We start from the raw sequence: 13867 nt of genomic DNA, 5'->3' as shown, positions 1-13867 counted from the left end.
GAAAGTAAATCAAGCGAAATAGAAGAGGGCGCTAGTGCGCCCTGTCAGACATTAACGATATAAATCAACAAAAACGGTGATGTTAGGACCGTTTGTATCTTGAGCTATTCTAGCAATATGATAATACTTAGCTCCTCCATCAAGAGCTCGTTTACCTGCTTGATATGAAATTTCTTGATCTGTAACGTAGTATCCTCGGAATTTAATTGTGTTGAATGGTACCATTTTTGCTGCGGTTGCATCATTTAATTCCTGAATTTTTCGACCATCAGAAAGCGTGACAGTGTAACGATTAACGCGCTGAGGTTCCGCTACCTTTTCAACAGATGTAGTTGTAGTATTTTTAGAAGAAACATTGTTGTCAACGACTTTGACTTTGTTATTAAACTTTTCTGCATAGAATTTTTCGTTAAATGCTGAGGGTGAATAATATCCTGGTTTTTCAACTTGCATTGCCGCTTCACCACCTTGAGCTAATGCTAATTGTCCTGCTTCAGAATCATAAGGAATCGCATTTTCGGGTTGTAGTTTACGCTCTGGTGCATCTTTTTTGAATAAATAGGCAACAACTTGTAAATTACTTCCTAATTCCGAACGATTATCAATAAAATAAGCATAAGCTCCTTTGTTGGAAGCTTCTTTGGCTATTGCTTGATTGATATCATGTTCACTAGGAAAATAACCTCTAATTCGAACTATGTCATAGGGCTCAAGTCGGATGGCTTTTGATTTAGGATATTCATAAATTCCTTCAAAGCGACGTAAACTTTCAGTTTTTTCTTCGGCTTTAGGTGCATTAGATTTATATAAATTAGCATAAACAATGCGCAGGGTATCATTGGAAGGACTTATGTTGGTCGTTGTAATATAGAAAGATGCTGCCCCTTCTTTGTCGGCGGCTTTAGACATAGCTGTCAAATAATCACTATCAGTATAAAAAGCACCACGGACGGAAATTTGTTTAAAAGATTGCAAACTATTAGCCTGATCTTCTGTTAACTGCTGAGCTGCAAAGGAATACACTGGAACCATTCCAATAATAGCAGCAATAAGTGTTTTCTTTAAAGTCATCATATTCTATAAACCTTACAATTTTTAAAACCGCATATTAAAATTTTTGCTATTCTAGCATGAAATAATCAGTTACCTAAACTAATTAACGCATTTAAATTTTTAATATGAATATATCTCCCTTTAACTTGTAAGATTTCTTGTTCTTGCAATTTAGATAATATTCGACTTACCGTTTCAATTGTTAAGCCTAAATAATTAGCAATATCACTTCTACTCATTGATAATTTTATATTTAGTGAGGTGTGGCCGCGATTTTCATATCGTCGATAAAGAGAATAAATAAAGTAAGCCAATCGTTCATCCGCTTTTTTCTGTGAATAACATAAAATCAATTTTTGATAATTATAGATATCATTACTTAACAGCTTGAATACCATATTTCTTACACATGTATTGGTTTCAACTAAAGACATGAGTTCATCATAGTGTAATTCACAAACTAAAGTATTAGTCAGCGCTTTGATATTATTGTTATACATCTTAGTCGAAATAGAATCTAAACCAACAATATCACCGGGTAAGTAAAAACCATTTATCTGTTCTTTATTATCTGATGTTGTAACATATGTTTTTACGGCACCAGAATGGATAATATAAAATTTAGAAAAGTCAGTATTCTTGGATACGATAAGCTCATCTTTGGCATAAGTTTTTTTACGTTCTAAAACTGTATGAAGAGTATTATTCAACAACATCGGTAAACATAACGAACCAATACTGCATAATTCGCAAGGAACTGAATAACTTTTTGATCGTAAATTCTTATTGATAGTTTGCATAATAAATTAATCATTATTCCAAGTTCAGTTCTAGCCAAGAGTAACATAATTTTCTTAGAAAACAACAATTGGCCCATTCAGATTGTTTAAAATATTAATCAACAAAATGTTTATTTATTATAAATTTTAAAAAAGGTATGTATTGAAACTTTTAAAGCAAGCTTAACAAAGAAAAGCATTCATAGGCAAAACTAATTATATACTAAAGGTTATCAAGTTAATATCACTGAATTAGCTATCGCTCTAAGAGGTATAACCATTATTTGAAAAAGTTTTTATAAATTTATATGACAAGTTAATAGATCAAATCTATCAAGTTGTCTGCCAAATTTTTTAAAAGAGAAAGAAGATAAAAAAATTAAAATTTCAGTTCGTAATAATCAATTCTATTTAACATAATATACATTATTCAAACTTTAACTATATGATTATTTACCTTATTTATTTTAGACAGAGAAGGGCAACCATGAGTTTTTTAAAAAAAAGTTTTTAAATTTTTTTTTATTTATTAGTCTAAATTGCCGATAACTTGTTGATAACTTACTGTATACCCATAAAAGAGTAGGTTTAAATATAATTAAATTATAAACATTAAACCTTATGTTTACCATCCCGATACAACTGTTAATGCTGTAAAAATATTTTAAATACAGTGTTTTTGATCAGATTTTCCACAAATTTATTAAAAACTTTTATCCATACCCACATAGAACTAAAACGATTCCTAAATAACCCATAAAAATATTATTGGAATAACCTGAATCCTATTTTTGATAGTATTTCTACGTAATTATTATCGTTCTTTATATAAAATAGTCAAATGAAGGAAGATGATTAGATAGTTTATTTATTTTGATTTATAGGAAATAAAGGATATTTTTAGTAAAACTTTAAATTTAAAGCAATTCAATCAAGTAAGCATCTTAGTCATTGAGCAATTGAGCATAGGAGGAATTTATCGAGATGTAAAAACTCTTTGATATTCTGATATTCATTTATTTCACATTTTATATTTTAACCTTAATTAAGGTTAATTAATTCATAAAAACATGATTGCATCATTTTAATTTTACCAATTATATTTTTAGTACCAATAACATTAGTGAATCTATTTATATTTTTGTCCTATGAAAGTTCGTGAATATTGTTCTAGCCTGGATTGGTTTAAAACGCCAGAAATTTTTAAATTAGTAGCATAATTCTATTGATAAACTACATAGAATCTTCATAAATCTATTTAAGTGCGCATAATGTATATTATGTTAAATAGAATTTATGGATTAGAATATTACAAATCTTATTATTTCATATGAGTTAACTGACCCATTGTTTGATAACCTATTCCACTGTTTATATGGCAGTTCTTCATTGGACATTAATATTTAATGTCAGATTGATCAAAATCATTCTTTTATTTATTTAGTACAAATAAGCCATTTGAAAATACAGTATTAGTATTGCAATATTATTACCGAATAATAATGTTGTTATTCGGTAATAAAAATAATTTCACTACCTGACAATGGCATTTTCAAAACGTGATTTTTAATTTTTCCCCAAACTTGCATTTCACACGCTTTACAGTTAAATTTTAAAATGAGTTCTTCATTATTATTTTGTATTAACTTCATTGGCGTGACTTTGGTTTTGACTCCTTGAATACCTTTAGCTTGTTTTGGACATAAATTGAACGCAAATCGCAAACAGTGTTTAGTTATCATTAAAGGAACATCATCTTTGATTTCATGAGCTTCATATGCGCTTTCAATTAACTGAACACCATGTTGTTTATAAAACTCACGAGCTTGATGATTATAGACATTAGCCAAATAACTTAATTGGTTATCCGGATAAATTGGTTTTGGGTTTGTTTCTGGTTTGCGCTTATTGGTTTGATAATTTGCTAATCTTGCTAAAGTTAATTTTTCAATAATATCTCGTCTGAACTGATTAAGTTGACTGCTAGGAATAAAATAAATGATAGATAAATTTATCGTAAACTCAGATAAGTAATAAATGGTTTGCCCAAGTTTAGATAGATTATCTTGAATATTTTTTAATGCTTTATTAGTTTGATTCGCCAAATCAAATTGACCAATTAGATCTAATTCGACACAAACACCCTCTTCGCTTTTTGCTTTCAACTGAATCCCATTATCGATATTGGATAATTCAAAAGATATTCCAATACGACGATCACTTGAATCTTTGAGTAAGTTTTGTTGCCATAAATGGTCTAAATTACGATTAACAATGCAAGGTAATTTGATTGAATTAAGTAATTTAGGGATTTCATTTGGATAAACTCGATATTGATTAGCAGATAATTTTTCAACTTTGTCTGCTCTGAATCCAAAAACTTCTCGCTTAATAAGGACATTTAATCCATCGCCATTAGTTAACATTTTTTCGGATTTGATATCAATATATTGGGTGGTTACTTTAGTTATTTCACCAACTTGTAATCCAATAAATTTAGGTGATTCAAATGCACCAATATCAGGTTTTCGACCTGTAACAAAATAATCAGTGCTACCACGATTAAATGTGCGTTTTGGATCCGGTGTAAAAAAATATTCTGTTTTCCCACTTGAAGCAGCCGTTAAATTTGATGAATTAGAAATAATGTCATCCAATTTTTGTCGATAATGTGCAGTAATATTTTTTACATAAGTTAAATCTTTATAACGCCCTTCTATCTTAAACGACCTTACTCCTGCTTGAATTAGCGATGTTAAATTATCGGATTGATAATTGTCTTTCATCGATAACAAATGCTTTTCATAAGCTACTATACGACCTTGATCATCTTTTAAAGTAAAAGGTAGACGACAAGCCTGCGAGCAATCTCCACGATTAGCACTACGACCTGTTTGAGCATGTGAAATATAACATTGACCAGAAAATGCGACACAGAGGGCACCATGAATAAAAAACTCTATATTGGCATCTATTTGTTTAAAAATAGTTGAGATTTCATTTAAGGTTAACTCTCTTGCTAAGACAATTTGTGAAAAACCGACATCGGATAAAAACTTAGCTTTTTCTGGCGTTCGAATATCCATTTGCGTACTGGCATGTAAATCTATAGGCGGAATATCTAAATTTAAAATACCCATATCTTGAACAATTAAAGCATCGACGCCGGCATGATAGAATTGCCAAATTAATTGTCTTGCTGATTCCAATTCATTATCATGAAGAATCGTATTTAATGTCACAAAAACTTTAGCATAATACCGATGAGCAAATTCAACTAATTTTGCAATATCACTTACCGAATTTCCTGCATTATGACGAGCGCCAAAACTTGGTCCGCCTATATATACCGCATCTGCGCCATGTAAAATTGCCTGCATTGCAATTTCAATATTTTTTGCAGGGCTAAGTAATTCTAATCGGTTTTTATGATGATATTGATCCATTTGTGACATCGTTTTATTCTCAAAAATACTTATAATTTTGGTGTTCTAATTTATTGACAAGCGTTATAGTGAATTCATTAAAGCTTGTCAATAACATCAAAGAAATACTTTTATTGAATGAAATATTAATTGCTGATTTCTAATTAAGATAAGTTTGTGCTTTCAAAGCAGAAATACGTTTATCTAATGGCGGATGAGACATAAACAGTTCTGAAATTTTAATTTTTTTCGCCCCATTTATACAAAATGCCATTATCGATGAATCTTCTTCAGGTTCATAACTTGTTTTTAACTTTTCTAACGCTGCAATCATTTTATTTGCACCTACCAATTTTGCTGAACCAGCATCTGCATGGAATTCACGGTGACGGGAAAACCACATTATTATAATGCTCGCTAAAATACCAAAAACCGTTTCAAATACCATAACAATTAGATAATAAAACATTTGAGATGAACCACGATTACGATCATCCGTTGCTTGAGTAGCAAATGATGCTAATAGTCTAGCAATAAAAATAACAAAAGTGTTAAGTACACCCTGTAATAAAGTCATTGTGACCATATCCCCATTAGCAATATGACTCATTTCGTGAGCAATGACAGCTTCAGCTTCATCTTGTGACATTGTATTTAATAAACCTGAACTCACTGCGACTAATGAATTATTTTTACTTGCGCCTGTTGCAAAAGCATTCATATCATTAGCCTGGTAAATAGCCACATCAGGCATTTTTAGATCCAGTTGCGATGCTTGACGGTGAACAATATCCAACAACCATTGTTCTTGGGTATTTGCTGGATGATTAATCAGTTTTCCATTAACCGATTTTAATGCCATTGTTTTGGAAAGTAATAGTGATATCAATGAACCACCAAAGCCAAATATACCGGCAAATATTAATAGACCTAAAGTGCTATGAGCATCAACACCCAATATACTAAGAATGATTCCAAATACAAACATTACCGCTAAGTTAGTTAAAATAAATAATCCAACTCGCAACATATATTTTCTCCTTAAAATTTAACTAAATTAATTTTTGATAGAATGGCTATTTTTAATTTTGATATCTTGCTGAAAATAGGTATACCTGAAATAAAGGCGATTATATTGTTCAGATTGACTAAAAGATTTGTTAGAGACATTCAGGAAAAGTTATTAAGCATTGTAACTAAAGATGATTGATATGAAATATTATTAATTTCTTTTGATAAGATTAATGATATTGTCAGAGCTAGTTTGGAGGAGACTCTATCAGCCACATCCCACACACATATTATTTACTTTGGCTGCTTCCTTCCGGACCTGACCTGCTGAGTAAAGAAATGTTGCAAGAGGACCCATAGAGCCTCCATTGAAGTGGTTGTATTATGCTTGATTAAGTTAAATAATACAATTAGTTTTTATGATAATGAATCTAATCGACCTTTCTTTAGCCAACGGCAAAAGAAAGGTCGTTAAAGTTGATGATAGAATAGTCACCTAGCAATTAGATTGTTAGATTTTTTTCTACACGAGCTCTAAATTTAATACCCGGTCTAAAAGTAACAACCCTGCGAGCAGAAATATCTACACTCTCACCTGTTTTTGGGTTTCTCCCTGGACGTGAATTTTTATCACGAATAGTGAAATTACCAAATCCAGATAATTTTACAGGCTCCCCTTTTTCTAAAGCCACTCGAATCTCTTCAAAAAAAAGTTCAACAAGGACTTTAGCTTCTTGACGATCAATATCAAATTTATCGGCAAGACGATCTGCAATATCAGCTTTAGTTAATGTCATATTTATTATTCTCTTAATAGGGCTTTAAAACGAATTTGTAAAGCAGTAACACATCTGCTTACAATGTTTGTTATATCTTCTTCTTCAAGTGTACGTGATTTGTCTTGTAAAATCAAACTGATAGCAAGGCTTTTCTCATCTTCCTTAATGTTATCGCCTTGATAAACATCAAACAGATTAACTTTTATTAGGTGCTCACCACCAGCCCTTTTACACTCAGAAATAATTTCCGCTGCTGGAATTTTATTTGAAACGACAATAGCAATATCTCGCTTGTTTGACGGATACTTTGATATGTCCTGAGCTAAAGGTACTTCTTTACTGCTAATTTTAGCTAAATTTATTTCAAAAACAAGCGTTTTACTATTTAAAGATAATTTTTTTTCAATTTCTGGGTGTAAAACACCAAAATAACCGATAATATCATCATTTATGTAAATTGCTGCACTTTGACCTGGGTGTAACGCAGACAGTTCCGATTTTTCATAACGGACTTTTTCTGCACAACCTAAAATTGCAAGAATTGATTCAATATCTCCCTTCAGATCATAAAAATCAACACTTTTTTTCGGTAATGTCCAATGTTCTTCATACAAATTACCGGTTATAACACCCGATAGCATTTGTTCTTGTCGAACACCAAATTCACAATTTTCATCAGGTATAAATCGCAAACCGGTTTCAAATAATCTAATTCTAGATTGTTGACGATTTTGATTATATAACACTGCATCTAATAAACCAGTCCATAATGATAATCGCATTGCCGACATTTCACTAGAAATAGGATTAGGCAGTTGAATTTGATTAAAATCAGGATGCAAAATTTGTTGAACTTTAGGATCAACAAAACTATAAGTAACAGCTTCTTGATAACCTTTATCAACTAATAAATCTTTTATTCTTCGTAATGAAACTTGACCTTCTGGTTTTGGTTTCATTATTGATTCAATTTTTAAGTTTGCATTTGGGATATTGTTGTATCCATAAATACGTGCAATCTCTTCAACCAGATCTTCTTCTATTTGAAGATCAAAACGCCAACTAGGTGCTTCAACTGACCAAATTTCATCTTTATAATTAACTTTACATCCAAGTCTTTCTAAAATATCCGTGATTTTTTGTGTATCAATTGCATAACCAATTATACTATCAATTTTATTTCGACGAAGTTGTAGGTTAGCTGGTTTTGGTAGTTCAGTTGGACTTATTTTCTCAATAATAGGTCCTACCTCACCACCACAAATATCAATAATAAGTTGTGTTGCTCTTTCCATAGCAATATTTTGTAAAGCAGGATCAACCCCTCTTTCATAACGATGAGAAGCTTCAGTATGTAGACCATATTCCCGAGCTTTTCCTGTAATTGCTAACGGTGCAAAGAAAGCCGATTCAAGAAAAATATCTTTCGTTGATTGAGTAACACCAGATTTTTCGCCACCCATAATACCGGCTAAGGCAAGTATTTTATTATGGTCAGCAATAACTAAAGTTTGATCATTTAATTCAGTTTCATTGCCATTAAGTAAAACAACTTTTTCATTTTTGCGAGCATATCGCACAATAATGCCCTTTTCTATTTCGGCAAGATCAAAAGCATGCATTGGATGGCCAAGCTCTAACAAAACAAAATTTGTTATATCGACAACAGCATCAATAGAACGTATACCGCCTCGACGTAGTTTTTCTTTCATCCAAAGAGGGGTTAATGCGTTTACGTTGATATTTTTAATAATACGCCCTAAATAACGAGGCGCAGCTTTAGGCTCATCAATTTGGATGGATAATGTATCTGAAATTGTTGCAGGCACGCTTTCAACTTGAAGTGATTTCATTGGAATATTATTCACTGCTGAAATATCACGAGCAACACCAATAATACCAAAACAATCAGCCCTATTTGGCGTTACACTGATGTCAATTGAAACATCGTTAAGATTTAGATATTCACGAATATCTTGTCCTAAAGGTGCATTATCTGGTAATTCAATTATGCCATTATGATCTTCTGATATACCAAGTTCTGAGTAAGAACAAAGCATCCCTTCTGATGGCTCTCCACGTAACTTAGCTGCTTTAATTTTAAAATCACCGGGTAATATTGCACCAATGGTTGCACAAGCAACGGTTAAACCTTGACGACAATTTGGAGCACCGCAAACAATATCGAGTAGTTCTGGTTTACCAATATCTACTTTGGTGACTCGTAGCTTATCTGCATTTGGATGTTGCTTACATTCAACAACCTTCCCGACTACAACTCCTGAAAAGTTACCAGCCACTTCCTCAACATCATCAACTTCTAAACCAGCCATGGTTAATTGATCAGCTAACATCTCGCTACTTATTTCTGGATTGATCCATTCACGTAGCCAACTTTCACTAAATTTCATGTTTTGATCTCCAGAATTAATTAAATTGCTTTAAAAAACGTAAGTCATTCTCAAAGAAAGAACGCAAATCTGTGACACCGTAACGTAACATAGTTAATCTTTCGATTCCCATACCAAAGGCAAAACCACTATATACGTCAGGATCGATACCAACATTTCGTAAGACATTAGGATGTACCATTCCGCAACCTAATACTTCTAACCATTTTCCATTTTTAGCTTTAATATCAACTTCGGCAGAGGGTTCGGTAAACGGAAAATAACCAGGTCTAAAACGAATTTCCATATCATCTTCAAAAAAGCAGTGAAGAAAATCATGTAATAGCCCTTTCAAATGGGTAAAACTAATATTTTTATCAACTAATAGCCCTTCCATCTGATGGAACATTGGTGTATGAGTTTGATCATAATCATTACGGTAAGTTCTGCCCGGTGCAATGATTCGAATTGGTGGTTTTTGATTCTCCATAGTACGAATCTGCACAGTAGACGTTTGGGTACGCAATAAACGTTTAGCATCAAACCAAAATGTATCATGATCTGCTCTAGCAGGATGATGAGCAGGAATATTTAACGCATCAAAATTATGATAATCATCTTCAATTTCTGGGCCAGTTTCAACGACAAAGCCTAATTCCCCAAAAAACTCAACGAGTCGGTTAATTGTTTTTGTCACTGGATGTAATCCACCCAATTCAAGTGATTTACCAGGTAAAGTAATATCAATCGTTTCATTGGCAAGTTTTGCATCAAGCGCTTGACGTTCTAACAAATTACGCTTTTGATTTAATTTTTCAACGACTTCTTGTTTTGCATCATTGATTTTTTGACCGACGGCTGGGCGCTCTTCCGCTGGAACATCACGTAATGAAGCCATTTGCAATGTAAAATAGCCTTTTTTACCAAAATATTCCACTCGGATCTGTTCGATCGTATTAATGTCATTAGCACTTTCAATAGCGGATTTGGCGTTACTTACCAGTTCAACTAATTGAGACATAAAATTCTCCTGCTTATTGTTCATTACATAAAAAAAGCCTCTTCTGAGGCTTTATAATTATTTTTCGTTTTTGTTTTGCCTCACCAATAGATATTATTAACGAAGCTAAAAAAGAAACGAAAAATAACTAATTTCATTTTATCAATCCTTAAACATTATGATTCAGAATGATAAAAGCCGAGATAACTCGGCTTTTACAAGCTTTTATAGTGCGGCTTTAGCTTTTTCAACTAATGCTGCAAAAGCATTTTTATCAAAAACAGCAATATCAGCAAGGATCTTACGATCAATTTCAATTGATGCTTTCTTTAATCCATTAATGAAACGGCTGTAAGAAAGACCACATTGACGAGCTGCCGCATTAATACGCACAATCCATAATTGACGGAATTGACGTTTACGTTGACGACGGTCACGATAAGCATATTGTCCAGCTTTGATTACTGCTTGGAAAGCAACACGATATACACGTGAACGAGCTCCATAATACCCTTTTGCTTGTTTTAAAATTTTCTTGTGACGTGCACGAGCAATAACACCACGTTTAACACGAGCCATAAATTATATCCTCTAAATAATTAACCAATAAATTAAGCGTATGGAACACACGCTACAACTAAACCTAAATCACCTTTTGACACAGTCGTCAAACCACGTAAATGACGTTTACGCTTAGTTGATTTTTTAGTTAGGATATGACTCTTGTTAGCTTGCTTATGCTTAAAGCCACCAGAAGCTGTTTTTTTAAAGCGCTTTGCTGCGCCTTTTACCGTTTTAATTTTAGGCATTTTACTAATTCCTACTTCGCATTGTTAATGACAATAAAATAATGGTGTAAATTTCAATAAATTGAAATTTAGCTTGCTAAACCATTATTTTTTCTTCGGCGCAAGCACCATGATCATTTGACGTCCTTCAATCTTAGTTGGATAAGATTCAATAGTCGCCAAATCAGCTAAGTCTTCTTTAATGCGATCAAGCATTTCAGTACCTAACTGCTGGTGAGCCATTTCACGTCCACGGAAACGTAGTGTGACTTTGGCTTTATCGCCATCTTCAAGAAAGCGTATCAGGCTGCGGAGTTTTACCTGATAGTCGCCTTCGTCTGTACCAGGTCGGAATTTAATTTCCTTAACCTGAACAACCTTTTGCTTCTTCTTCTGTTCTTTTGTTGCTTTACTTTTTTCATAGAGGAACTTGCCATAATCCATAATACGACAAACAGGCGGCTCTGCATTTGGGCTAATTTCAACTAAATCTAAAGTTGCTTCCTCAGCTTGCTTTAACGCTTCATCTAAGCTAACAATACCGAGCTGCTCACCATCGACCCCCGTTAACCTCACCTCACGTGCTGTAATTTCATCATTGATCTTATGTGCACGTGTTGACTGAATTCGTTTACTGACTTTAATATCTCATTCCTCCAAAGTAATTTATCATCAATTCAATTGTTTTAATGAACGACTATGAATTTCGTTAAGCAACAATTCTATAACATGTTTCACTTCAAAGCTACCAAGATCTTTACCTTGGCGAGTTCGAACTGAAATTGTACCTGATTCCATCTCTTTGTCTCCACAGACAAACATATAAGGTACTCGTTTTAGAGTATGCTCACGAATTTTAAACCCAATTTTCTCATTTCTCAAGTCTGCTTTTGCTCTAATTCCAACTTTTTGTAGCTGCTCGGTTAATTGTTTTGCATATTCCGCTTGATTATCGGTAATATTAATCACCGCAACTTGTAGTGGAGCAAGCCAAGTTGGAAAGAATCCTGCACAGTTTTCTGTCAAAATTCCCATAAAGCGTTCCATTGAACCTAAAATAGCTCTATGGATCATTACGGGTACATGTCGTTCGTTATCTTCACCGACATAAGTTGCATCAAGACGTTCAGGTAACATGAAGTCAAGCTGAACTGTTCCGCATTGCCATGCACGACCTAAACAATCATGTAAAGTAAATTCGATTTTTGGTCCGTAGAAAGCACCTTCACCCGGTAAATATTCAAATTCTATGCCATTTTCAGTTAAACACTCAGCTAAGTCTTTTTCTGCTAAATCCCATGTTTCATCTTTACCAATTCGTTTTTCCGGACGAGTTGATAATTTTACCGTTATGTCTGTAAAGCCAAAAGTACTATAAGTATCATAAACCATTTTGATACAGCTATTTACTTCACTACGAATTTGACTTTCTGTACAGAAGATATGGGCATCATCTTGGGTAAAACCACGAACACGCATTAAACCATGTAAAGATCCAGAAGGTTCATTACGATGACAACTACCAAATTCAGCCATACGTAATGGTAAATCACGATAAGATTTTAAACCTTGATTAAAAATTTGAACATGTCCCGGACAGTTCATTGGTTTGATACAATATTCACGATTTTCAGAAGAGGTAACAAACATTAATTCTTTATAGTTACCCCAATGCCCTGTCTTTTCCCATAAAACACGATCCATCATAAAAGGCCCTTTCACTTCTTGATAATCGTATTCTTTTAATTTGGTACGAACAAATACTTCAAGCTCACGGAAAATAATCCAACCGTCATTATGCCAAAACACCATTCCTGGCGCTTCTTCTTGCATATGGTAAAGATCAAGCTGCTTACCTATTTTACGATGATCCCGTTTAGCCGCTTCTTCTAAAAATTGCAGATAACTATCTAATTGTTTTTTATCTGCCCAAGCTGTGCCATAAATGCGTTGTAACATTTTATTATCACTGTTACCACGCCAATAAGCACCAGCAACTTTTTGTAATTTAAAATGGTGGCAAAAACGCATATTAGGAACATGAGGACCGCGGCACATGTCAATATACTCTTCATGATGATAAAGTGCTGGAGTAGAATCTTTAGGAATATTTTCATCTAAGATTGCAATTTTATAAGGTTCACGTCGTTCCCAAAAAACCTCTCTTGCTCGTTCCCAACTCACCACTTCTTTTTTTACTTCATAATCTTTTTTGGCCAATTCATGCATACGTTTTTCTAATGCATCAAGATCTTCCTGAGTTAAAGAGTGATCTAAATCGACATCATAATAGAAGCCGTTATCGATTGTTGGCCCAATTGCCATTTGCGTATTTGGCCATAGCTGTTTTATTGCATGACCTAACAAGTGAGCGCAAGAGTGACGTATGATTTCAAGTCCATCTTCATCTTTTGATGTGATAATTGCTAATGTTGAATCTTGCTCAATCAAATCACAAGCGTCTTTACGTTCACCATTGACTCGTCCAGCAATACACGCTTTAGCTAGACCAGCACCTATGCTTTGAGCAACTTCTAAAACAGTAACAGGCTTATCAAATTGACGTTGACTTCCGTCAGGAAGAGTAATAATTGGCATATATAATCCTTATAACAGTGGTGCGCCACACGAAAGCGCACATG

11 protein-coding genes, 1 other RNA gene and 1 other annotated feature are annotated in these 13867 nt (G+C 33.4%); all 12 genes read right to left on the bottom strand.

Features of this window, described 5'->3' with window-relative positions:
• Positions 1–51 precede the first annotated feature (51 nt).
• Complete coding sequence (locus GYM75_RS05685) at positions 52–1074, bottom strand: YdgH/BhsA/McbA-like domain containing protein (protein ID WP_220217186.1); 1023 nt, start codon at positions 1072–1074, stop codon at positions 52–54.
• A gap of 65 nt (positions 1075–1139) precedes the next feature.
• The gene (locus GYM75_RS05680; protein WP_220217185.1) at positions 1140–1853 is read right to left on the bottom strand and encodes a helix-turn-helix domain-containing protein; all 714 of its coding nucleotides are present in this window, start codon (positions 1851–1853) and stop codon (positions 1140–1142) included.
• A gap of 1487 nt (positions 1854–3340) precedes the next feature.
• Positions 3341–5278, bottom strand: a complete 1938-nt coding sequence (locus tag GYM75_RS05675; RefSeq protein ID WP_220217289.1) for a U32 family peptidase — start codon at positions 5276–5278, stop codon at positions 3341–3343.
• 139 nt (positions 5279–5417) lie between these two features.
• A complete protein-coding gene (gene htpX, locus GYM75_RS05670) occupies positions 5418–6287 on the bottom strand; it encodes a protease HtpX (RefSeq protein ID WP_220217184.1) in 870 nt (289 codons plus the stop codon).
• Positions 6288–6531: 244 nt separating this feature from the next.
• Positions 6532–6627: signal recognition particle sRNA small type (ffs, locus tag GYM75_RS05665), an RNA gene on the bottom strand.
• Positions 6628–6771: 144 nt separating this feature from the next.
• Complete coding sequence (locus GYM75_RS05660) at positions 6772–7065, bottom strand: integration host factor subunit alpha (protein ID WP_220217183.1); 294 nt, start codon at positions 7063–7065, stop codon at positions 6772–6774.
• Positions 7066–7070: 5 nt separating this feature from the next.
• The gene (pheT, locus tag GYM75_RS05655) at positions 7071–9458 is read right to left on the bottom strand and encodes a phenylalanine--tRNA ligase subunit beta (RefSeq protein WP_220217182.1); all 2388 of its coding nucleotides are present in this window, start codon (positions 9456–9458) and stop codon (positions 7071–7073) included.
• A 16-nt stretch (positions 9459–9474) separates the two neighbouring features.
• Entirely contained in the window at positions 9475–10458 is a 984-nt protein-coding gene (pheS, locus tag GYM75_RS05650) for a phenylalanine--tRNA ligase subunit alpha (protein WP_220217181.1), read from the bottom strand.
• A 27-nt stretch (positions 10459–10485) separates the two neighbouring features.
• Positions 10486–10601 (bottom strand) — a sequence feature (Phe leader region).
• Between the two features lie 61 nt (positions 10602–10662).
• Positions 10663–11016 (bottom strand): 50S ribosomal protein L20, encoded by a 354-nt coding sequence (gene rplT / locus GYM75_RS05645; RefSeq protein ID WP_024496189.1) that lies wholly within the window; start codon positions 11014–11016, stop codon positions 10663–10665.
• 32 nt (positions 11017–11048) lie between these two features.
• Positions 11049–11246 (bottom strand): 50S ribosomal protein L35, encoded by a 198-nt coding sequence (rpmI, locus tag GYM75_RS05640; protein ID WP_065557738.1) that lies wholly within the window; start codon positions 11244–11246, stop codon positions 11049–11051.
• A gap of 84 nt (positions 11247–11330) precedes the next feature.
• Positions 11331–11870 (bottom strand): translation initiation factor IF-3, encoded by a 540-nt coding sequence (infC, locus tag GYM75_RS05635; RefSeq protein ID WP_065556355.1) that lies wholly within the window; start codon positions 11868–11870, stop codon positions 11331–11333.
• A 27-nt stretch (positions 11871–11897) separates the two neighbouring features.
• The gene (gene thrS / locus GYM75_RS05630; RefSeq protein WP_220217180.1) at positions 11898–13823 is read right to left on the bottom strand and encodes a threonine--tRNA ligase; all 1926 of its coding nucleotides are present in this window, start codon (positions 13821–13823) and stop codon (positions 11898–11900) included.
• Between the last annotated feature and the right edge of the window lie 44 nt (positions 13824–13867).

The sequence above is a fragment of the Gilliamella sp. ESL0441 genome (genome assembly GCF_019469185.1).
Lineage (GTDB): Bacteria > Pseudomonadota > Gammaproteobacteria > Enterobacterales > Orbaceae > Gilliamella.
The sequence above is the reverse complement of the archived record's forward strand: the minus strand, read 5'-3'. Positions and strand labels throughout refer to the sequence as shown.

Coding starts and splice junctions, on each gene's coding strand:
- pheT (WP_220217182.1), bottom strand. CDS start 9,458: ATGAAATTTAGTGAAAGTTGGCTACGTGAATGGATCAATCCAGAAATA.
- thrS (WP_220217180.1), bottom strand. CDS start 13,823: ATGCCAATTATTACTCTTCCTGACGGAAGTCAACGTCAATTTGATAAG.
- pheS (WP_220217181.1), bottom strand. CDS start 10,458: ATGTCTCAATTAGTTGAACTGGTAAGTAACGCCAAATCCGCTATTGAA.
- GYM75_RS05675 (WP_220217289.1), bottom strand. CDS start 5,278: ATGGATCAATATCATCATAAAAACCGATTAGAATTACTTAGCCCTGCA.
- GYM75_RS05685 (WP_220217186.1), bottom strand. CDS start 1,074: ATGATGACTTTAAAGAAAACACTTATTGCTGCTATTATTGGAATGGTT.
- rpmI (WP_065557738.1), bottom strand. CDS start 11,246: ATGCCTAAAATTAAAACGGTAAAAGGCGCAGCAAAGCGCTTTAAAAAA.
- htpX (WP_220217184.1), bottom strand. CDS start 6,287: ATGTTGCGAGTTGGATTATTTATTTTAACTAACTTAGCGGTAATGTTT.
- rplT (WP_024496189.1), bottom strand. CDS start 11,016: ATGGCTCGTGTTAAACGTGGTGTTATTGCTCGTGCACGTCACAAGAAA.
- GYM75_RS05680 (WP_220217185.1), bottom strand. CDS start 1,853: ATGCAAACTATCAATAAGAATTTACGATCAAAAAGTTATTCAGTTCCT.
- GYM75_RS05660 (WP_220217183.1), bottom strand. CDS start 7,065: ATGACATTAACTAAAGCTGATATTGCAGATCGTCTTGCCGATAAATTT.